The following is a 19291-nucleotide window of genomic DNA, read 5'->3' as shown; positions in this document are numbered from 1 at the left end:
TTCACTATGCGCAAACCAGAACTCGCCGCTGTCATCGCCGAAAAGGCCGATCTGACTAAGGAAAAGGCCAACGTGGTGCTGAACGCGATTCTCGACAGCATCACCGGTGCCCTGGACAAGGACACCGTGACCCTGGTCGGTTTCGGTACCTTTGAAAAACGTCATCGTGGTGCGCGCACCGGCAAGAACCCGCAGACCGGCGAGCCGGTGAAGATCAAGGCCAGCAACACCGTGGCCTTCAAGCCAGGCAAGAACCTGCGCGACAGCGTCAACGTGCCTGCAAAGCCTGCCAAGAAAGGCAAGTGATCCACACCTGACAACCCCCAGTGTCAGTCAAGCGGGCGCCCTAGGGCGCCCGTTGTGCTTTCTGTAGGGATATGTTGCGAACTTGCATAAATAGTTCTGGAAGAGGATAAACTGCGCAGCTCAGTCATTTTTTATTCGAGGCGCGTTGATGAAGTTCCGCTTTCTTCTCTGGGCCATGGGGCTGTTGATGGCCAGGGCCAGCCGTAACAACCCGGCGTTCAAGCAGCAGCTCAAGGACAAGAATCTGGTTTTCCAGATGCAGACCCTGGACGGCAAAATCGCCCGCCACTTCATCGTCAGCGACGAGCGCATCAGCAGCAAAGGGGGCGCACACCCGCAGCCCGCCTTCGCCATTGCGTTCAAGGATGCCGCTTACGGGTTTGCCACGCTGCAGGCGGGCAACAAGCAGTTGGCCTTCATGCAGGGGATCCAGGACAAAAACATCCAGATCAAGGGCAATCCGGCGCTGGTGATGTGGTTCCAGGGCTTGATGAAGTACCTAAAACCGAAGAAAAAGCGCTGATATGTCACTGTAGGAGCAGCCGTGTGCTGCTCCTCCCAGGGTTGCGCATGACGTTTCAGGCTATCAATGCGGGGCGTGAAACTGCGATGCCAGTTCCCGCAGCAAGGTCTCTGCCTCCAGCACCTTGTTCACCACATCCTCGGCCTTCTCCCGAGTCACCCCCAGCCGCTCCAGCAGCTCATCGGGGATATCTTCCTGTGGCCCCGAGCCAATCCCGCGTAAACGCAGCAAGCGAGTCGCCAGGCACACCAGGTTGGCGAACGCCGCGTAGTCGCCGTCATAGGACGGATCGTGCTGGAAGCGCAGCGCAGTCGAGAGTTCTTCCGGCATATCCCACAGCTTCATCAGCCAAGCGCCGATCTGTTCGCGGTTGATACCCAGCAGGTGTTGTTCCACGTAGGTGTGGCACAGGTGCGGGTTGACTTCCAGGTGACGGCAGATCAGCGAGAAGTGGGGTGGGAACACGTGCGCCAGCAGCAGATAGCCGAAGTTATGCAGGAGCCCGGCCAGATAGGTCAGGCCGGCTTCCGGGCGCTCTGCCCGTGGCATGGCGCGGGTCAGGCCTTCGATGATGGCGGCGGTGTAGATCGACTGCTGCCAGTACGGTGTGGCCTGCTGCGGGTGGTCTTTGGGCAGGCTCAGGGTCTTGCCCAGGGCCAGCCCAAGGGCGAGGTTGATGACCAGGTCGAAGCCCAGCACGCGCACGATGGCGTCTTCCACCGAGCGGATCTTGCCTGGCGAGGCGTAGTAGGGCGATGCCGCCCAACTGACCACCTGGGCAGCCAGTGCCGGGTCGGTCTCGACCACGCCAGTAATGTCATCGATGCTGGCGTTGGGGTCTACCCGCAGCTTGATGATCTTCTGCGCCGTGTCGGCCAGTGGCGGGATTTCGATGGTTTCTTCCAGGCGTTTCTGGATGCGTCGCGCCGTGAAGGCCTGGACCGCCTGGGTGATTTCGTCGGAGTCGTCATGGGGCCGGTCGAGGTTTGGGCTGATGGCCTCGACCTCTTGCCCAAAGCTGCTGGCGCTGGACTTGGCGAGCAAGCGCTTGAAGTTCGCGCGGTCGATTTCCAGCAGCAGGCCGGCTTCACCGGACTGAATCAGCACTTTCTCACAGTCGAGCAGGCTTTTTTCGTATTGGCACGGCGAGCTGGTCAGCGCCGGAATGCCCGGCAGGCGCTTGAGGTGATGCTTGTCGAGCATCTGCTTGAGGCGGGGCATGGACACCGCTGTCAGCTTGCGGCCAGTCAGTTCGGTCAGGCGATTGAGGTCAAGCAGCTGGCTGTGCGGGAACAACACCATCAGGGCGCCGATCTCGTCGTCGAGAAGGACCGCCTGCACCCGCGAGGCGGCAGGCAACTGCGGATGTTCGAGCACCTCGCGGTAGGCTACGCCCACCTTATCGAGCAACAGCCTGATGACAGAGGGTGCGTGTGGGGCTGCGGTTTCCAGGGCAACTTCAGTCATGGTCCGTATCCACTCGTTCTTTTAAACGCGAAGTATAACCAGTCCCGCCGCGAATCTGGATCCATTCTGGGACTGGCGTCACACTTGGCCATATTGCTGGCCATGCCGCAGCCAGCGGTCGAGCAGCGGGCTGACATGGCCCGGCCAGCGAGCGATCAGGGCTTGGGCGGCATCACGCACGGCCGGCAGCAGGTCGGCATCACGCATCAGGTCCGCGACTTTGAACTGTAGCAGGCCGGTCTGGCGTGTTCCCAGCATCTCGCCGGGGCCGCGCAGTTCCAGGTCTTTTTCGGCGATGATGAAGCCATCGTTGGTTTCACGCATGATCCCCAGGCGTTCGCGGCCAATCTGCGACAGCGGCGGGTGATACAGCAACACGCAATGGCTCACCGCGCTGCCCCGGCCAACCCGGCCGCGCAGCTGGTGCAGTTGGGCCAGGCCAAGGCGTTCGGGGTTCTCGATGATCATCAGGCTGGCATTGGGCACGTCCACGCCCACCTCGATGACCGTGGTCGCCACCAGCAGTTGCAGCTCCCCAGCCTTGAACTGGGCCATGATCTCGGCCTTTTCCGCAGGCTTCATGCGCCCGTGGATAAGGCCGACGCGTAGCTCGCCCAGGGCGCTGCCAAGGTCCTCGTAGGTGCTTTCGGCTGCCTGGCAGGTCAGTTCTTCAGATTCCTCGATCAGGGTGCACACCCAATAGGCCTGGCGCCCTTCAGCGCAGGCCGCGCGTACCCGCTCGACCACCTCGAAGCGGCGGCTGTCGGCCACCAGCACGGTATTCACGGGCGTACGCCCCGGCGGCAGCTCGTCCAGGACCGAGGTGTCGAGGTCGGCATAGGCGCTCATCGCCAAGGTCCGCGGGATCGGCGTGGCCGTCATGATCAGCTGGTGCGGGCACAGTTCGCCGGCTACGCCTTTCTTGCGCAGGGCCAGGCGTTGCTGCACGCCGAAACGGTGCTGTTCATCGATGATCGCCAAGGCCAGGTGCTTGAATTTGACCTCTTCCTGAAACAGCGCATGGGTACCCACCACCATCGGTGCACCGTTGGCGATCTGCTCCAGCGAGCTGGCCCGGGCCTTGCCCTTGAGCTTGCCAGCCAGCCATGCTACCTCGATGCCCAGCGGTTCGAGCCAGCGCTTGAAGGTGATGAAGTGCTGTTCGGCGAGAATCTCGGTGGGTGCCATCAACGCCACCTGGTAACCAGCCTCCAGGGCTTGCAGTGCCGCCAGTGCGGCGACCACTGTCTTGCCGGCGCCGACATCGCCCTGGACCAGGCGCATCATTGGCTCGGCCTGGGCGAGGTCGTAGGCGATCTCGTTGGCCACACGCTGCTGAGCACCGGTCGGCTTGAAACCCAGGTTGCCCAGGTACTGCGCCGGCAGCCGAGTGGCCTTGGGCAGGACGGGGGCGCGCAGGCTGCGCAGGCTCTCGCGCAGCCGTTGTTGTGACAGCTGATGGGTCAGTAACTCTTCAAAGGCCAGGCGGTGTTGAGCCCAATGCTGGCCTTCGGCAAGCTCGTCGAGGTCGGCGTCGGCCGGCGGGTTGTGCAAATAGCGGATAGCGTCGTCCAGCGGCGCCAGCTGGTAGTCCCGAGCCAGCTCGTCGGGCAGCCAGTCTGGCAGGCTGCGCGGGCCGAGCATGCCCAGGCTCTGCTGGCAGAGCAGGCGCAGGCGTTGCTGGGTAAGGCCTTCGGTGGTCGGGTAGATCGGCGTCAGGGTCTGTTCTACCGGGGGCGCTGGCTCGTCGCCGTTGAGCGCCCGGTACTCTGGGTGGTAGATCTCCAGGCCAGAGGCGCCGGGGCGGGCTTCGCCATAGCAGCGCAGGTGCGTGCCGCGTTTGAGGCCTTCTTTTTGCGCATTGCTGAAGTGATAGAAGCGCAGGCTCAACACCCCGCTGCCGTCACCCAGGCGCACCACCAGGCTGCGGCGCTTGCCCATGGTCACGTCAGCACCACTGACCACCCCTTCGATCACGGCATCCTGCCCCGGGCGCAACTCGCCAATGGGCACTACGCGGGTGCGGTCCTGGTAGCGCAGGGGCAGGTGGAACAGGATGTCCTGCAGGTTCTCCAGGCCAACCTTGGCGAGTTTTTCCGCCATGGCATCGCCCACCCCTTTGAGCACCGTGACCGGGACCTTCGACAGCTCACTCATGACTCAGGCCGGCTGTTCCACAGGGGGTTTGGCGACCGAGCAGAGGCGGATCGAGTCGGCGAGGATCTCGATGGCCTTGGGCCGCGGGAAACTGGCACGCCAGGCAATGGCCACGGTGCGGAACGGTGCCGGCGCGGTCAGCGGGCGCACTTCGATGACGCCTGGCGCGTAGTGGTGGCTGTGCACCGCCGACAGCGGCAGGATCGAAACGCCCAGGCCCGAGGCAACCATGTGGCGGATGGTCTCCAGGGAGCTGGACTCCACCGTGGTGTGGCGGGAGCCTTCGCCGCCCTTGTTCAGGGTGGGGCAGGCTTCCAGCACCTGGTCGCGGAAACAGTGGCCTTCACCGAGCAGCAGCAGGCTCTTGTCGTTGAGCATGGCGGTGTCGATGGTCTTTTTTGCCGTCCACGGGTGGTCGGCGGGCATCAAGGCGCAGAATGGCTCATCGTACAGCGGCAGGGTCAGCACGTCGGCTTCGTTGAACGGCAGGGCGATGATCACTGCGTCGAGTTCGCCGTTGCGCAGTTTTTCGCGCAGTACGTGGGTGAAGTTCTCTTCGATGTACAGCGGCATCTGCGGCGCCACGCGGTGCAGCTGCGGGATCAGGTGCGGGAACAGATAAGGGCCGACGGTATAGATGGCACCGACCTTGAGCGGGGCGGTCAGCTGGTTCTTGCCGGCCTGGGCCAGCTCGCGGATACCCTGGGCTTGTTCCAGTACCTTTTGTGCCTGGGCAACGATGCTTTCGCCGACCGGGGTCAGGCGCACCGCGCTCTTGCTGCGCTCGAAGATCAGCACGCCAAGCTCGTCCTCGAGCTTCTTCACACCGACCGACAGGGTCGGCTGGCTCACGTGGCAACGCTCGGCCGCATGGCCGAAATGCTGTTCCTGGGCGAGTGTGACGATGTAGCGTAATTCTGTGAGGGTCATAACGTGCGTCCATGAAGTTGCGAGCCCAGCATAGCGGCTGCAATTGATAGACGCACGTTATCAGACTTGCCGATGTGTGACAGAAACAAAAGTCTCAGCGGCGGTCCAGGGAGTAGACGAACGGCGCCACGACTTCGATCGTGCCGTTGTTCAGCAACTCCGGTGGCGGCTTGGGTACCGTGCCGGCCCGACGGATCATTTCCAGAGTCGCACGGTCCAGTGCTGCGCTACCCGAACCCCCTGCCATGGCGTACGACACCACCTTGCCTTCGGCATCGACCACGAAACGCAGGCGGTTGATGCCCTGCAGGCCGCGACGACGTGCGTCTTCCGGATAACGCTTGTACTTGGCCAGGTGGCGCAGCAGGTCACTCTGCCAGGTCGGCAGGGCGTTGCTGTTGGACGCGATGCTCGGTGCCGGTGCCGCGGACTTCTGCGGCGGCGTGTTGCTTGGCGGTGCGTCTACCACGCTCTCGGTCGGCGGCGCGTCCTTCGGCGGCTCAGGCTTTTTCTCAGGCTTGGGCGGCTGGGGCTTGGCCTTCGGCTTGGGCGGCTTGGCGATGGCGATCTTGGGTTTAGGGGCTTCCACCAGCTTGGGCAACGGCAGTTCTTCGACCGGTGCCGGCGGCTGTGGGACGGCTTTTGGAGGAGGTGGTGGCGCAGGCTCCGGCAGCGGTGCCAGCTCGACCACCATGGCTGCCGGTGGCAGCTCGATGGCCTGAGGCACCGACCAATTGAGCGTGAGCAGCACAGCGACGGCATGGACACCCAGCACAAGTGCCAGGCTGCCGCTGTAACGCGCCAGATTGTGCCGCGTCTTCGTCATTTCTTGGCTGCCGTCTCGAGACCTACCAGACCGACTTTGAGGTAGCCGGCCGCGCGCATGGTGTTCATCACTTCCATCAGGTCACCGTAATCCACGCCCTTGTCGGCCTGGAAGAAGATGGTGGTTTCCTTGTCGCCCTTGGTCTTGGCGTCGAGCATCGGGCCAAGCTGGTCGGGCGCAGGCACCTGATCGTCACCGACATACAGCTTCTGGTCGGCCTTGACGCTGACGAACACGGGTTTCTCGGGCCTCGGTGCCGGTTTGGCAGTCGAGGCTGGCAGGTCGACCTTGATGTCGACCGTTGCCAAGGGAGCAGCCACCATGAAGATGATCAGCAGTACCAGCATCACGTCGATAAACGGCGTAACGTTGATTTCGTGGTTTTCGGCGAGGTCGTCGCCACCTTCGTTGAGATGCAGGCCCATGGCTTACCCCACTTTCACCATGTGCGGGGCGGCGCGCTCGCTGCCTTGGTGGTCCAGATCACGGCTGACCAGCAGCAGGACCTGGGCGGAGGCGTCGGACACCTGCGCCTTGTAGCCAGCAATGGAGCGGGCGAAGACGTTATAGATGACCACGGCCGGGATTGCGGCAACCAGGCCCAAGGCTGTTGCCAGCAGAGCTTCGGCGATGCCTGGGGCAACCACTGCCAGGTTGGTGGTCTGGGTTTTGGCGATGCCGATGAAGCTGTTCATGATGCCCCACACGGTGCCGAACAAGCCGACGAAGGGTGCGGTGGAGCCGATGGTGGCGAGTACGCCGGTACCGTTGCTCATGTTGCGACCGCTGGCGGCGACCAGACGCTCCAGGCGGAAGGCGACGCGTTCCTTGATGCCTTCTTTTTCACGCGCATTGGCCGACAGGCGCATCTCTTCGAGGGCATCGTGGACCAAGGTGTGGGCCAGGGTGCCTTCCTTGTTGGAGACATCGCTGGCTTCTTTGAGGCTGGCGGACTTCTTCAGTTGTGCGATCTCGCCGCGCAGACGTCGCTTGGCGCCCAGCAGCTCGAAGCCTTTGGCGATCCAGATGGTCCAGGTGATGATCGAGGCGATGGCCAGGCCGATCATGACGATCTTCACCACGATGTCGGCGTTCTTGTACATGCCCCATGGCGACAGGTCGTGGGCCATGCCCAGGGTAGTATCCTCGACCAGTGCTTCGACGCCTGGGTCTACGGCGACAGGCGCATCGACTGGAGCTGCGGCTGGCGCGGCGGCAACAGGTGCCGAGCCATCGGCGACTGGGGCCGGGCTGGCGACGGGTGTGGCCGGGGCAGCAGCGGCAGCAGGGGTGCTGGCGTTGGCGGTAGGCTCATCGGCCATGGCCACTGGGGCCAGCACCAGGCTGAACATCAGCGCAGCGATGGCGCGCCAGGCGCGCGACGGGGTTGGCGAAGCGGAGGGTTGAGTACGTGTCATGCTGGCCGGACCTGATGAAGAAAAAGAGTGAACGTTCTTCAAGGCCTCGAGATAGGCCGAGAACAGATAGGGGCGCCATTATTGCAAGTAATTCTTGTTAACAAAAGTAATCTTGTTGCTTTTTTCGCCTAGGGTCTAGCCGCCCATCGTGTAGCGTGGCTGGTCTGATCAACTGGTCTAGGGAGTTTTGAGATGTCAGACCTTTCAGTAATGGTCGTAGGTTGTGGTGATGTAGGCGGCCGTCTTGCCCGGCAATTGCTCGCCCGTGGCTGGCATGTGAGCGGCCTGCGCCGCTCGATCGAGCAACTGCCCGAGGGCGTTGCGCCGGTGGCTGCCGACCTGTCCGAAGCCGCTATTCCAGCGGCGTGGCCGCAGCGTGCGCCGGATTACCTGGTGTATTGCGTGGCGGCCAGCCAGCACGACGAGGCGGGGTATCAGGCGGCTTATGTCGAGGGCCTGCGGCATGTGCTGGCCTGGCTGGGTGAGCGTGGCCAGCACCCGCGGCGCCTGCTGTTCGTGTCCAGCAGCAGCGTGTTTGCGCAAAAAGAAGGTGAGTGGATCGATGAGACGGCGGCCACTGAGCCTGAAGGGTATTCCGGCCGGGTAATGCTCGACGCCGAGCGCTTGGCCCTGGCCAGTGGTATCCCGGCAAGCGTGGTGCGTTTGACCGGCATCTACGGGCCGGGCCGAGAGTGGCTACTGAGCCAGGTGCGCCAGGGCTATCGTGTGGCCGAGGAGCCGCCGCTGTATGGCAACCGGATTCATGCCGAGGATGCCGCAAGCCTGCTGGCTTATCTGCTGCAGGCCGATGCCGACGGCGTGAAGCTGGACGATTGCTATATAGGTGTCGATGACGACCCGGCGCCGCTGGCCGACGTGGTGGCCTGGTTGCGCGGTTATCTGGGCGTTACCGAATGGTCGGATGAGCAGCGGGTACGGCGTACGGGCAGCAAGCGCTGCAGCAATGCCCGCGCGCGGGCGTTGGGCTGGGTGCCAGAGTACCCAAGTTACAAAGAAGGGTATGCAGCGATTCTGAAAGGGAAAAGCTGACGGGCTGGCTTTCGCGGCCCTTGTAGGAGCGGCCTTGCGTCGCGAAAGGGCCGCAAGGCCGCTCCTACAGGCCGCGAATAGCTTTTAGTCTTTCTCCAGCACCCATTGCCGTGCACCGGCAGCCAATACCGGCATCTCATCCGGCTGCGCGCGGTTTACGGCCTGGAAAATCTCCAGCTTGTCGCCATCACGCTTGATGATAAACGGCGCGCCGCGCTGTTTGCGCTCCAGCCACAGGCTGTCGTTGCTGCCGCCCATGGTCGCGCAATCGCCCGCCAGGCACAGGGCAAAACGGTCCGGGCCAGGCAGGCCGCTGACGTTGCCGGTGTCGCTGAAGCGTACGGCGGTGCCTTTGCCTTGGCCGTCGATGATTTTCCAGTCACCGCCCAGGTAGGCTTGATACAGCGCCTTCTCGAAGCTACCGCCCAGGGGCGAACTGCCGGGTTGCTTGACGCGCACGAAGGTTTGCTGGACCCCAGACTGGGTGGTGGTTTTCAGCTCGTCGCCATCCAGCGCCAGCTGCTCGGTCTGGCCGTCCTGGAAGCTGGCCTGCCAGTCCTTCTCGTTGGCGCTCAACTGGCCATCGGCAGCCTCGAAGCCATTGCTGAAGCTGGCCTGCTGGTGGGCCACATCGAGTTTCCATTCGAAAACAGGGCCGTGTTCAGTCAATGCCTGACGCAGGCTGCCACCCTTGACGGCGGCTTTGATGGCGTCCTGGTTGATCCAGGTGCCGTTGAAGTCTTCGGGTTTATGGCTGGCGCAACCGCTCAAAAGCAGGGCTGCCAGCGCGAGGGGCAGTGCTTGACGCATGGTGGGTAACCTTGGGGGAGAGAAGGTGGCGGGCAGAGCGCCCGCCACCGGGGGCATCACTCGATGACCAGGATCGCGTCCATTTCGACCTGGGAGCCTTTCGGCAGCGCGGCAACGCCGATGGCGGCGCGTGCTGGGTAAGGCTGTTCGAAGTAGCGGCCCATGACCTCGTTGACCTTGGCGAAGTGGCTCAGGTCGGTGAGGAAGATGTTCAGCTTGACGATGTCCTTGAACGAGCCACCAGCGGCTTCAGCCACGGCCTTGAGGTTCTCGAAGACCTGCACGGTCTGGGCCTCGAAGCCTTCGACCAGCTCCATGGTCTTGGGGTCCAGTGGGATCTGGCCCGACATGTAAACGGTGTTGCCGGCCTTGATGGCCTGGGAGTAGGTGCCGATGGCGGCAGGGGCCTTGTCGCTGGTGATGACGGACTTGCTCATGATGACTCCTTGCGGTTGGCGGACTACGTACGCATGCGGGTGATGCGGACCACACCGGTCAAGGTACGCAGCTTCTTGATCACACGCGCCAGGTGCACACGGTCGTGCACGCTGACCACCAGTTGGACCACGCTGATACGGCCGTCGCGTTCGTCCATGCTGATCTTCTCGATGTTGCCGTCGGCGGCATTGACGCTGCTGGCCAGCAGCGCGATCAGGCCGCGCTGGTGTTCCAGCTCGACGCGCAGCTCGACATTGAATTCGCCGGCGATGTCCTTGGCCCAGGAGAGCTGCACGCACTTCTCCGGGTTGTGGCGAATTTCGCTGATGTTGCGGCAGTTCTCCAGGTGCACGACCATGCCCTTGCCCGCCGACAGGTGGCCGACGATCGGGTCGCCGGGGATCGGGGTGCAGCACTTGGCGTAGCTGAGCACCAGGCCTTCGGTGCCGCGGATCGCCAGCGGGCCTTCCGGCGCCGGCAGTTGCTCACCTTCGGCTGACAGCAGGCGACGGGCGACCACATAGGCCATGCGGTTGCCCAGGCCGATGTCTTCGAGCAGGTCTTCGATCAGCTCCAGGCGGTACTCGGCGAGAATTGCCTGAATGCGCTCCTGGGGGATTTTTTCGAGGCTGCTGTCGAAACCGGTCAGTACCTTGTTCAGCAGGCGCTCGCCGAGGCTGATGGACTCGGAACGGCGCTGCTGCTTGAGCGCGTGGCGGATGTGCGTGCGCGCCTTGCCGGTGACCACGAAGTTGAGCCAGGCCGGGTTTGGCCGGGCGCCCGGCGCACTGACGATTTCGACCGTCGAGCCGCTTTGCAGCGGCTCGGACAGCGGCGCCAGGCGGCGGTTAATGCGGCAGGCGATGCAGCTGTTGCCCACGTCGGTGTGCACCGCGTAGGCGAAGTCGACGGCCGTGGAGCCTTTGGGCAGCTCCATGATCCGGCCCTTGGGCGTGAACACGTAGACCTCGTCCGGGAACAGGTCGATCTTCACGCTCTCGATGAATTCCAGCGAGTTGCCTGCACGCTGCTGCAGTTCGAGGATGCCCTTGACCCACTGGCGGGCACGCGCGTGGCTGCCTTTTGGCTGTTCGTCGTCGTTGGACTTGTACAGCCAGTGCGCGGCGATGCCGTTGTTGGCCATCTCTTCCATTTCGCGGGTGCGGATCTGGATTTCGATGGGCACGCCGTGCATGCCGAACAGCGTGGTGTGCAACGACTGGTAGCCGTTGGCCTTGGGGATCGCGATGTAATCCTTGAAGCGACCGGGCAGTGGCTTGTACAGGTTGTGCACGGCGCCGAGCACGCGGTAGCAGGTGTCGACCTTGTCGACGATGATGCGGAAGGCGTACACGTCCATGATTTCGTTGAAGGCACGGCGCTTGCCGCGCATCTTCTTGTAGATGCCATAGAGGTGTTTCTGCCGGCCGCTGACCTCGCCCTCGATACCATCGGCAGCCAGGCAGTTGGCCAGCGAGTGCTCGATCTTGGCGACGATCTCTTTGCGGTTGCCGCGGGCGCTCTTGACCGCCCGGTGAATCAGCGACGAGCGCATCGGGTGCATGGCCTTGAAGCCAAGGTCTTCGAATTCGACGCGCACAGTGTGCATGCCCAGCCGGTTGGCGATGGGTGCGTAGATTTCGAGGGTTTCCTTGGCGATGCGCCGGCGTTTTTCGCCAGACAGCACTTCCAGCGTGCGCATGTTGTGCAGGCGGTCGGCCAGCTTGACCAGGATCACGCGGATATCGCGGGCCATGGCCATGGCCATCTTCTGGAAGTTCTCGGCCTGCGCCTCGGCCTTGGTCTCGAAGTTCATCTGGGTCAGCTTGCTGACCCCATCGACCAGTTCGGCGACCGTCTCGCCAAATTGCTGGCTGAGGGCTTCCTTGGCGATGCCGGTGTCTTCGATCACATCGTGCAGCATGGCCGCCATCAGGCTCTGATGGTCCATGTGCATGTCGGCGAGGATGCTGGCCACGGCCAGCGGGTGGGTCACGTAGGGCTCGCCGCTGCGGCGGCGCTGCCCATCGTGGGCCTGTTCGGCGTAGAAATAGGCGCGGCGAACCAGGTTGACCTGTTCGGGGCCCAGGTAGGTCGACAGCCGTTCGGCTAAGGCTTCTATACCCGGCATGGGTTCACCTCTTGCAGAGGAAGAGGGCCTTGTGCCGCGCGACGTCGACCTGGCATCAATCAGACAGCCTCGTTGGACTCGTCCTCGAACGCGGCGAAGACCGGATCCTCGGTGACGATCTCTTCAGCGGCGATGAACTCGTTGGTGACGATGCCTTCGGCGATTTCACGCAGGGCAACAACGGTCGGCTTGTCGTTTTCCCACGCTACGCGTGGCTCTTTGCCGCCGGTCGCCAGCTGACGGGCGCGCTTGGTCGAGAGCATGACCAGCTCAAAGCGGTTATCCACGTGTTCCAGGCAGTCTTCAACAGTTACGCGGGCCATGGTCTTCCTCAGTAGCAATTGCGGTGGGCGTGCAGCCCAATATGGGCAGGCGGACTCGATAGTTTAAAAAATCACCAGCCAATAGGGAAGCGCTGTTTTGCCGCGCGCGGATCAGGCCGCTCCCTGTGGGGGCGGGGTTGCTCGCGAAAGGGCCGCAACAGACACCCTCCTCTTGTATCTCACAACATCGCGTCGCGCAACCGTGGGGTCAGTTCCTCGAACAATGTCTGCACCGAGCGCAACGCCCGGCAATCTGGCCGGGTCAGCAGCCACAGCTGGGTATCGCAACCGGGCAGCGGGCCGCTCAGCGCATCAACGCCGGGCAAGGCATGCACCATGTAATCGGGCAGCGCCGCCACGCCCAGCCCGGTGCTGACCAGTTGCGCGATGGTCGACATGCCGCTGCATTGGTAGCGCGGGCTCAGCCCGGGGTACTGCTGGTTGCGCCAGACCACGGTGGGGTGGTCCTGCATTGAATCGTCCGGGGCAATCCACGGCACGCTGCCGGCAGCCTCGTCCAGCCGTTCACGCCACTGCGGCTGGCCACAGATCACATAGGAGGTCGAGCCCAGGCAACGCCCCACCAGGTGCTCCGGTGGCGTGTTGGTCAGGCGCAGGGCGATGTCGGCATCGCGCCGGCTGAGGTTGGCGAAAGTGTTGGAGGTGCCCATTTCCAGCGACAAGGCCGGGTAATTGGGCATGAAGTCGGCCAGCGCCGGCAGCAGCAGGCTGTGCATCACGGCCTCGGTACAGGTCAGCCGCACCGTGCCGCTGACCACCTGTTCGCCGCTGGTCATGGCGATGCGCGCGGCCTCCAGGGCCTGCTCGGCGCGCTCGGCCTGCTCCGCCAGGGCCTGGGCGGTGTCGGTGGGCAGGTAGCCCTTGCGGCTTTTGACGAACAGCGCGGTGCCCAGCGCGGATTCGAGACGACGGATCGAACGGAACACCGTCGAAACGTCGACCTTGAGCAATTCGGCAGCCTTCGCCAGCGAGCGGCCACGTTCCAGGGCCAGGACCAGGGAGAGGTCGGCGTGGGTAATCTGATATTGCATTGGTGCACGCTCTGCTTGCCGAAATGCCAATGTCTGTTGCGTTGAGGCCATTTTATAGTGGAACCGCCCCTGGGAATCAATGCGCCCGGTCGGGCAACCAATCCCCACGATGGGAAAGTGAAAAAAACAACAGCTGCAACCATCGTCGCCCGTGAGGCGCCAGCCGTATCCCCACATCGCCGCAGCACATCAAAGGATGTACACCATGACGTCGGTCACCCCGTGCGCCAGTTCTTCCAGCGAGATGAATGACTTCCTCCAGGCCCATCCGGATACGCAGTATGTCGATCTGCTGATCTCCGACATGAACGGCGTGGTACGCGGCAAGCGCATCGAGCGGGCCAGCCTGCACAAGGTGTACGAGAAAGGCATCAACCTGCCGGCGTCACTGTTTGCCCTCGACATCAACGGCTCGACCGTCGAGAGTACCGGCCTGGGCCTGGACATCGGCGATGCCGACCGCATCTGCTACCCAATCCCCGGCACGCTGTGCAACGAGCCGTGGCAAAAACGCCCCACCGCTCAGCTGCTGATGACCATGCATGAGATCGAAGGCCAGCCCTTCTTCGCCGACCCGCGCGAAGTGCTGCGCCAGGTGGTGAGCAAGTTCGACGACCTGGGCCTGGATATCTGCGCCGCATTCGAGCTCGAGTTCTACCTGATCGACCAGGACAACCTCAACGGCCGCCCGCAACCGCCGCGTTCGCCCATTTCTGGCAAGCGCCCGCAGTCGACCCAGGTGTACCTGATCGACGACCTCGACGAATACGCCGACTGCCTGCAGGACATGCTCGAAGCGGCCAAGGAGCAGGGCCTGCCAGCCGATGCCATCGTCAAAGAAAGTGCCCCGGCGCAGTTCGAGGTCAACCTGCACCACGTTGCCGACCCGCTGAAGGCCTGCGACTACGCGATCTTGCTCAAGCGCTTGGTCAAGAACGTCGCCTACGACCATGAAATGGACACCACGTTCATGGCCAAGCCCTACCCGGGCCAGGCGGGCAATGGCCTTCATGTGCACATCTCGCTGTTGGACAAGAAAACTGGCAAGAACATCTTCGCCAATAGCGACCCGCTGCAAAGCGACGCGCTGCGCCACGCCATCGGTGGCGTGCTGGAGACCATGCCAGCGTCGATGGCCTTCCTGTGCCCGAACATCAACTCCTACCGCCGCTTCGGTGCGCAGTTCTACGTCCCCAATGCGCCGAGCTGGGGCCTGGACAACCGTACCGTGGCGGTTCGCGTGCCGACCGACAGCAGCGAAAACGTGCGCATCGAGCACCGTGTGGCCGGCGCCGACGCCAACCCGTACCTGATGCTCGCGGCCATTCTCGCGGGCATTCACCACGGCCTTACCAGCAAGGTCGAGCCGGGTGAGCCCATTGAAGGCAACTCGTACGAGCAGCTGGAACAGAGCCTGCCGAACAACCTGCGTGACGCCCTGCGCGCGCTGGATGACAGCGAAGTGCTCAATCAATACATCAGCCCGGACTACATCGATATCTTCGTCGCCTGCAAGGAAAGCGAGCTGGCCGAGTTTGAAGTGTCGATCTCCGACCTTGAGTACAACTGGTACCTGCACACGGTGTAAGCCCATGAGCGCAAATGCGGTCCCCTTGATCGGTATCAGCGCCTGCCGCCAGCAGGTGGGGAAGAACTCGTCGCACACGGTGGGCGACAAGTATGTCGAGGCGGCCGGCTTTGCCGGGCTGCCGCTGATTTTGCCGGCGCGAGACGGGGGCAGTGATACCCCGGCGCTGCTGGCCCAGCTCGACGGCATTCTTTTTACCGGCTCGCCTTCAAATATCGAACCGCATCATTACAATGGCGCCCCCAGCACGGAGGGTACCCGGCATGATCGCGCGCGCGATCGCCTGACCCTGCCGCTGCTGCAGGCGGCCATTGCCGCCGGTGTGCCGGTGTTGTGCATCTGCCGTGGGTTTCAGGAATTGAATGTGGCCCTTGGCGGCACCTTGCACCAGCGTGTGCAGGAGCTGCCTGGCTACCTTGACCACCGCGAACCTGAGGACGCACCCCTGGAGGTGCAATACGGCCCTCGCCACCCTGTCGGCATCGAGCCTGGCGGGTTGTTCGAGCGCCTGGGCCTGGCTGCGCAATTCGAGGTCAACTCGTTGCACAGCCAGGGCATCGATCGCCTGGCCCCTGGGCTGCGCGTCGAAGCACGGGCCCCGGATGGCCTGATCGAAGCGGTGTCGATGCCGGATGCGCCGGGCTTCGTGCTTGGCGTGCAGTGGCACCCAGAATGGCGTTTCGCCGAAAACCCGGTCTCCCGGCGCCTTTTCCAGGCATTCCGTGAGGCCTGTATTGCCCATGCTGCACGGGAGGGTACGCGCCAGAAGGCATTCTGACGTCACCCGAAAGTCTCGGATGACGCACCCCCTGTTGCAAGCTTTCAATGAGTGAAAGCGGGCCTTGTACGCAAGGCCCGCGAAAACAATTCCAAAATTTACGGCAAATACTCATGAGCGATTACACAGAAGCCGGCCGCCCACCCGATGTGGCGGCCGACGCGGACAACACCCAGCGCAGCAAGGGCTTGGCCAAAGGCCGCCTGGGTTTGCTGGCCAGCGTGGTGCTGGGCATTTCCACCATCGCCCCGGTCTATACCCTGACTGGCGCGCTTGGCCCTACCGTGCGAGAGGTCGGTGCCCACCTGCCTGCGGTGTTTATCGTCGGCTTCCTGCCGATGCTGCTGGTCGCCCTTGGCTATCGCGAGCTGAATTCGGCGGAGCCGGACAGCGGCACCTCGTTCACCTGGTCGGCGCGTGCCTTCGGCCCGATGATCGGCTGGATCGGGGGCTGGGGGCTGGTGGTCGCCACCACCATCGTGCTGTCGAACCTGGCCGGTGTGGCGGTCGATTTCTTCTACCTGTTCCTCGGCCAGATCACCGGTAACCATGGCCTGGCGGCCTTGGCGGATAACCTGGTGATCAACATCGCCACCTGTTGCGTGTTCATCGCCCTGGCGGTGTGGATCTGCTGTCGCGGCATCGCCACCACCATGACGGTGCAGTATGGCCTGGTGGCCTTGCAGTTGCTGGTGCTGATCGGCTTTGCCTTCGCCGCCTTCGGTGGTACCACTGCGCCGCCACCGCTGGAGTTCGATTTTGCCTGGTTCAACCCGTTCGGTGTCGAGTCGTTCTCGGCCTTTGCCGCGGGGTTGTCGCTGTCGATCTTCATCTTCTGGGGTTGGGACACGTGCCTGACTGTGAGCGAAGAGTCGGTGGGCAGCGAAGAGGTGCCCGGCAAGGCCGCCACCTGGACCGTGATGTTGATCCTTGGCCTGTACCTGTTCACCGCTATCGCCACCCTGCAGTTTGCCGGTATCAGTGAAACGGGCCTGGGCCTGAACAACCCGCGCATCCAGGAGAACGTCTTTGCCCACCTGGCCGGCCCGGTCATGGGGCCGCTGGCGATCCTGATGTCCATCGCCGTGCTGGCCAGCACCGCAGCGTCGCTGCAGTCGACCTTCGTGGCACCGGCGCGCACCCTGTTGGCCATGGGTTATTACGGTGCGGTACCGCAGAAGTTCGCCAGCGTCTGCCCGCGTTCGCAAACCCCGCGCTACGCCACCATCTGCGCCGGCCTGGCGGCAGGCCTGTTCTACGTGACCATGCGTACCCTGAGCGAGAACGTGCTGGCCGATACCATCACCGCGCTGGGCATGATGATCTGCTTCTACTACTCGCTGACCGCGTTTGCCTGCGTCTGGTATTTCCGCCACAGCCTGTTCGACAGCCTGCGCCACTTCGTCATGCGCGGCCTGTGCCCGCTGGTAGGCGGGGCGATCTTGTCGGTGATCTTCGCGCGTACCGCCATCGACAGCGCCTCGCCAGACTTCGGCAGCGGCTCGCATGTGGGCGGGTTGGGGCTGGTGTTCGTGATTGCCGCGATCATTTCGGTGCTTGGCATCGGGCTGATGCTGCTGTCGCGCATGCGTGCGCCGGCGTACTTCCTGGGGGCTACCCTGCGTCAGCAGGCGACCCTGCCGCTGGCGGAGTAATTGGAAGGGGCTGCCCTGCAGCCCATTCGCGGGCCAAGCCCGTTCCCACAAGATCACCGCTGCCGTCAATGTCGGCGCAGTATTTGTGGGAGCTGGCTTGACCGCGAAGGGGCCTCGAAGAGGCCCCATCGATCTTCAGCCGATCATTTGCTTCAGCAACGCCGCATGACGCTGTTGCTGCTTCTTCAGCACCAGGCGATTCGAGCGGAACACCGCCTTCAAGTCTTCCAGCGCCACGTCGAAATCATCATTGATGATCAGGTAGTCATACTCGTCGTAGTGCACCATCTCGCTGACCGCTTCCTTCATGCGCCCGGCGATGATCTCTTCGCTGTCCTGCCCACGGCCGTCCAGGCGCTGACGAAGCGCTTCCTGGCTTGGCGGCAGGATGAACACCGACAACGCCTGCGGCATCAGTTTGCGCACCTGCTGGGCACCTTGCCAGTCGATTTCCAGGATCAGGTCGAAGCCTTGGTCGAGGGTCTGCTGCAGTGCGCTACGCGAGGTGCCGTAGAAGTTGCCGAACACTTCGGCATGCTCCAGGAAGTCGCCTTGCTGGATCAGTGCCTTGAACTCCTCGTGCACGACGAAGTGGTAGTTCACCCCGTGCTGCTCACCCGGGCGCATGGTGCGGGTGGTGTGCGAGACCGAAACGCGGATTTGCGTGTCGTCCTGGGTCAGGGCGTTGACCAGGCTGGTCTTGCCGGCACCCGAGGGTGCCGAAACGATGTAGAGGGTGCCGCTGCTGTGATTCATGGTCGGGGTGGCCTTACTCGATGTTCTGTACTTGTTCACGCATCTGTTCGATCAATACCTTGAGGTTGACCGCCGCTTGCGTACTGCGCGGGTCGAAGGCCTTGGAGCCTAGGGTGTTCGCTTCGCGGTTGAGTTCCTGCATCAGGAAGTCCAGGCGCCGGCCAGCGGCACCGCCTGACTTGAGCACGCGGCGCACTTCGGTGACGTGGGTGGCGAGGCGGTCGAGCTCTTCGGCGACGTCGCTTTTTTGCGCCAGCAGCACCATCTCCTGCTCCAGGCGTTGCGGGTCGAGTTCGGCCTGCATGTCGCCGAAGCGGTCGAGGATTTTCTGCCGCTGGGCCGCCAGCATCTGCGGCACCAGAGCGCGCAGCGTGGTGACCTCGGTGGTCATGTTGTCCAGGCGCTCGTTGATCAGCCGGGCCAGCTCCTGGCCTTCACGCAGGCGCCCGGCCTTGAGCTCGGCCAGCGCTTCGTCGAACAGCGCCAAGGCCTCGGCGTTCAGCGCCTGCGGGTCGCTGGCATCGGCGACCAGCACGCCCGGCCACGACAGCACTTCCAGGGGGTTCAGCGGGGCCGGCTGCTTGATCAGGCCGGCCACCTCTTCGGCGGCGGCGACCAGCTGTGCGGCGCGCTCACGGTCCACTTTCAGTGGTTTGCCGGTGCTGTCTTCGTTGAGGCGCAGGGTGCACTCGACCTTGCCGCGCGACAGCCCCTGGCGCAGGCCTTCACGTACCGCGCCTTCCAGGTCGCGCAGGGCCTCGGCCAGGCGCAGGTGCGGCTCCAGGTAGCGGTGGTTGACCGAGCGCAGCTCCCAGACCAGGGTGCCTTGGCTGCCGGCGCGCTCGACACGAGCAAAAGCGGTCATGCTGTGCACCATGGGGAGTACCTCGCGTAGATGAATGAACAGGGAAGCCTCTCGGCTGCAAGGCGCAGGATTGTAGCGCAGTGGCGCCTCGGCGCCCAATCCAGCCATGTTACAGAGCGCGAAATGAGCAGTGGGAAAAGGCGACAGGCTGTCAGGGGCGCGACAATAGGCATGTCCTCCCGAGGCCGCGAGCTCTATAATGCTCGGCAGATTCAAGT

The 19291-nt window shown here is 63.4% G+C and carries 19 protein-coding genes; 6 read left to right on the top strand and 13 right to left on the bottom strand.

What is annotated here, in order from left to right:
* The first annotated feature begins 6 nt into the window (after positions 1-6).
* Both ACSSU5_RS10285 and ACSSU5_RS10280 read left to right on the top strand, forming a co-directional pair.
* The gene (locus ACSSU5_RS10285) at positions 7-306 is read left to right on the top strand and encodes an HU family DNA-binding protein (RefSeq protein WP_027592139.1); all 300 of its coding nucleotides are present in this window, start codon (positions 7-9) and stop codon (positions 304-306) included.
* Positions 307-454: 148 nt separating this feature from the next.
* Positions 455-829, top strand: a complete 375-nt coding sequence (locus ACSSU5_RS10280) for a helicase (protein ID WP_264311001.1) — start codon at positions 455-457, stop codon at positions 827-829.
* Positions 830-892: 63 nt separating this feature from the next.
* Here the strand turns inward: ACSSU5_RS10280 and ACSSU5_RS10275 are convergent, their stop codons facing one another.
* From ACSSU5_RS10275 to exbB, 6 genes are all read right to left on the bottom strand, one after another.
* A complete protein-coding gene (locus ACSSU5_RS10275; protein WP_264311002.1) occupies positions 893-2296 on the bottom strand; it encodes an aminoacyl-tRNA deacylase and HDOD domain-containing protein in 1404 nt (467 codons plus the stop codon).
* 78 nt (positions 2297-2374) lie between these two features.
* On the bottom strand, positions 2375-4453 hold the full coding sequence (gene recG, locus ACSSU5_RS10270; protein WP_264311003.1) for an ATP-dependent DNA helicase RecG: 2079 nt from the start codon (positions 4451-4453) through the stop codon (positions 2375-2377).
* Positions 4454-4456: 3 nt separating this feature from the next.
* Positions 4457-5383 carry a hydrogen peroxide-inducible genes activator gene (locus ACSSU5_RS10265; protein ID WP_264311004.1) on the bottom strand — a complete coding sequence of 309 codons (927 nt, stop codon included), beginning with the start codon at positions 5381-5383 and terminating at the stop codon, positions 4457-4459.
* 94 nt (positions 5384-5477) lie between these two features.
* Entirely contained in the window at positions 5478-6209 is a 732-nt protein-coding gene (locus ACSSU5_RS10260; RefSeq protein WP_264311005.1) for an energy transducer TonB, read from the bottom strand.
* Complete coding sequence (gene exbD / locus ACSSU5_RS10255) at positions 6206-6634, bottom strand: TonB system transport protein ExbD (RefSeq protein ID WP_264311006.1); 429 nt, start codon at positions 6632-6634, stop codon at positions 6206-6208. Before exbD ends, ACSSU5_RS10260 begins: the two co-directional genes overlap by 4 nt.
* Before the next feature lie 3 nt (positions 6635-6637).
* Positions 6638-7627, bottom strand: a complete 990-nt coding sequence (gene exbB / locus ACSSU5_RS10250; protein ID WP_492561104.1) for a tonB-system energizer ExbB — start codon at positions 7625-7627, stop codon at positions 6638-6640.
* A 192-nt stretch (positions 7628-7819) separates the two neighbouring features.
* Here exbB and ACSSU5_RS10245 point away from each other — a divergent pair, with 192 nt between their 5' ends.
* Positions 7820-8677 carry an SDR family oxidoreductase gene (locus tag ACSSU5_RS10245; protein WP_264311008.1) on the top strand — a complete coding sequence of 286 codons (858 nt, stop codon included), beginning with the start codon at positions 7820-7822 and terminating at the stop codon, positions 8675-8677.
* Between the two features lie 84 nt (positions 8678-8761).
* On the opposite strand, the gene ACSSU5_RS10240 is transcribed toward ACSSU5_RS10245, so the two are convergent.
* The 5 genes from ACSSU5_RS10240 to ACSSU5_RS10220 all read right to left on the bottom strand — a co-directional run bounded on the left by ACSSU5_RS10240 (position 8762) and on the right by ACSSU5_RS10220 (position 13431).
* Positions 8762-9487 carry a hypothetical protein gene (locus tag ACSSU5_RS10240; protein WP_492561103.1) on the bottom strand — a complete coding sequence of 242 codons (726 nt, stop codon included), beginning with the start codon at positions 9485-9487 and terminating at the stop codon, positions 8762-8764.
* Between the two features lie 56 nt (positions 9488-9543).
* A complete protein-coding gene (locus tag ACSSU5_RS10235) occupies positions 9544-9924 on the bottom strand; it encodes a RidA family protein (protein WP_033702322.1) in 381 nt (126 codons plus the stop codon).
* A gap of 23 nt (positions 9925-9947) precedes the next feature.
* Positions 9948-12056 (bottom strand): bifunctional GTP diphosphokinase/guanosine-3',5'-bis pyrophosphate 3'-pyrophosphohydrolase, encoded by a 2109-nt coding sequence (gene spoT, locus ACSSU5_RS10230; RefSeq protein ID WP_264311010.1) that lies wholly within the window; start codon positions 12054-12056, stop codon positions 9948-9950.
* Between the two features lie 59 nt (positions 12057-12115).
* The gene (rpoZ, locus tag ACSSU5_RS10225; protein ID WP_012312123.1) at positions 12116-12379 is read right to left on the bottom strand and encodes a DNA-directed RNA polymerase subunit omega; all 264 of its coding nucleotides are present in this window, start codon (positions 12377-12379) and stop codon (positions 12116-12118) included.
* Between the two features lie 179 nt (positions 12380-12558).
* Complete coding sequence (locus ACSSU5_RS10220) at positions 12559-13431, bottom strand: LysR family transcriptional regulator (RefSeq protein WP_264311011.1); 873 nt, start codon at positions 13429-13431, stop codon at positions 12559-12561.
* A 205-nt stretch (positions 13432-13636) separates the two neighbouring features.
* On the opposite strand from ACSSU5_RS10220, the gene ACSSU5_RS10215 reads away from it, so the two are divergent.
* From ACSSU5_RS10215 to ACSSU5_RS10205, 3 genes are all read left to right on the top strand, one after another.
* Positions 13637-15019, top strand: coding sequence for a glutamine synthetase family protein (locus tag ACSSU5_RS10215; RefSeq protein WP_264311012.1), 1383 nt, complete (start codon positions 13637-13639; stop codon positions 15017-15019).
* A gap of 4 nt (positions 15020-15023) precedes the next feature.
* Positions 15024-15797: a gamma-glutamyl-gamma-aminobutyrate hydrolase family protein gene (locus ACSSU5_RS10210; protein WP_264311013.1), complete on the top strand. Its 774-nt coding sequence runs from the start codon at positions 15024-15026 to the stop codon at positions 15795-15797.
* 113 nt (positions 15798-15910) lie between these two features.
* Positions 15911-17452 (top strand): APC family permease, encoded by a 1542-nt coding sequence (locus tag ACSSU5_RS10205; protein WP_492561102.1) that lies wholly within the window; start codon positions 15911-15913, stop codon positions 17450-17452.
* Between the two features lie 135 nt (positions 17453-17587).
* On the opposite strand, the gene gmk is transcribed toward ACSSU5_RS10205, so the two are convergent.
* Together gmk and ACSSU5_RS10195 are read right to left on the bottom strand one after the other, a co-directional pair.
* Positions 17588-18208, bottom strand: a complete 621-nt coding sequence (gene gmk, locus ACSSU5_RS10200) for a guanylate kinase (protein ID WP_492561101.1) — start codon at positions 18206-18208, stop codon at positions 17588-17590.
* A gap of 13 nt (positions 18209-18221) precedes the next feature.
* A complete protein-coding gene (locus ACSSU5_RS10195; protein WP_264311016.1) occupies positions 18222-19085 on the bottom strand; it encodes a YicC/YloC family endoribonuclease in 864 nt (287 codons plus the stop codon).
* Positions 19086-19291 lie beyond the last annotated feature (206 nt).

The organism is Pseudomonas sp. E1MeOHC2, from assembly GCF_058745025.1.
This window is presented reverse-complemented; position numbering and strand designations above follow the sequence as displayed.

What these genes read in the sequence shown, in the direction of transcription:
- ACSSU5_RS10285 (WP_027592139.1), top strand. Translation starts at nt 7, where the DNA reads ATGCGCAAACCAGAACTCGCCGCTGTCATCGCCGAAAAGGCCGATCTG.
- ACSSU5_RS10280 (WP_264311001.1), top strand. Translation starts at nt 455, where the DNA reads ATGAAGTTCCGCTTTCTTCTCTGGGCCATGGGGCTGTTGATGGCCAGG.
- ACSSU5_RS10275 (WP_264311002.1), bottom strand. Translation starts at nt 2,296, where the DNA reads ATGACTGAAGTTGCCCTGGAAACCGCAGCCCCACACGCACCCTCTGTC.
- recG (WP_264311003.1), bottom strand. Translation starts at nt 4,453, where the DNA reads ATGAGTGAGCTGTCGAAGGTCCCGGTCACGGTGCTCAAAGGGGTGGGC.
- ACSSU5_RS10265 (WP_264311004.1), bottom strand. Translation starts at nt 5,383, where the DNA reads ATGACCCTCACAGAATTACGCTACATCGTCACACTCGCCCAGGAACAG.
- ACSSU5_RS10260 (WP_264311005.1), bottom strand. Translation starts at nt 6,209, where the DNA reads ATGACGAAGACGCGGCACAATCTGGCGCGTTACAGCGGCAGCCTGGCA.
- exbD (WP_264311006.1), bottom strand. Translation starts at nt 6,634, where the DNA reads ATGGGCCTGCATCTCAACGAAGGTGGCGACGACCTCGCCGAAAACCAC.
- exbB (WP_492561104.1), bottom strand. Translation starts at nt 7,627, where the DNA reads ATGACACGTACTCAACCCTCCGCTTCGCCAACCCCGTCGCGCGCCTGG.
- ACSSU5_RS10245 (WP_264311008.1), top strand. Translation starts at nt 7,820, where the DNA reads ATGTCAGACCTTTCAGTAATGGTCGTAGGTTGTGGTGATGTAGGCGGC.
- ACSSU5_RS10240 (WP_492561103.1), bottom strand. Translation starts at nt 9,487, where the DNA reads ATGCGTCAAGCACTGCCCCTCGCGCTGGCAGCCCTGCTTTTGAGCGGT.
- ACSSU5_RS10235 (WP_033702322.1), bottom strand. Translation starts at nt 9,924, where the DNA reads ATGAGCAAGTCCGTCATCACCAGCGACAAGGCCCCTGCCGCCATCGGC.
- spoT (WP_264311010.1), bottom strand. Translation starts at nt 12,056, where the DNA reads ATGCCGGGTATAGAAGCCTTAGCCGAACGGCTGTCGACCTACCTGGGC.
- rpoZ (WP_012312123.1), bottom strand. Translation starts at nt 12,379, where the DNA reads ATGGCCCGCGTAACTGTTGAAGACTGCCTGGAACACGTGGATAACCGC.
- ACSSU5_RS10220 (WP_264311011.1), bottom strand. Translation starts at nt 13,431, where the DNA reads ATGCAATATCAGATTACCCACGCCGACCTCTCCCTGGTCCTGGCCCTG.
- ACSSU5_RS10215 (WP_264311012.1), top strand. Translation starts at nt 13,637, where the DNA reads ATGACGTCGGTCACCCCGTGCGCCAGTTCTTCCAGCGAGATGAATGAC.
- ACSSU5_RS10210 (WP_264311013.1), top strand. Translation starts at nt 15,024, where the DNA reads ATGAGCGCAAATGCGGTCCCCTTGATCGGTATCAGCGCCTGCCGCCAG.
- ACSSU5_RS10205 (WP_492561102.1), top strand. Translation starts at nt 15,911, where the DNA reads ATGAGCGATTACACAGAAGCCGGCCGCCCACCCGATGTGGCGGCCGAC.
- gmk (WP_492561101.1), bottom strand. Translation starts at nt 18,208, where the DNA reads ATGAATCACAGCAGCGGCACCCTCTACATCGTTTCGGCACCCTCGGGT.
- ACSSU5_RS10195 (WP_264311016.1), bottom strand. Translation starts at nt 19,085, where the DNA reads ATGGTGCACAGCATGACCGCTTTTGCTCGTGTCGAGCGCGCCGGCAGC.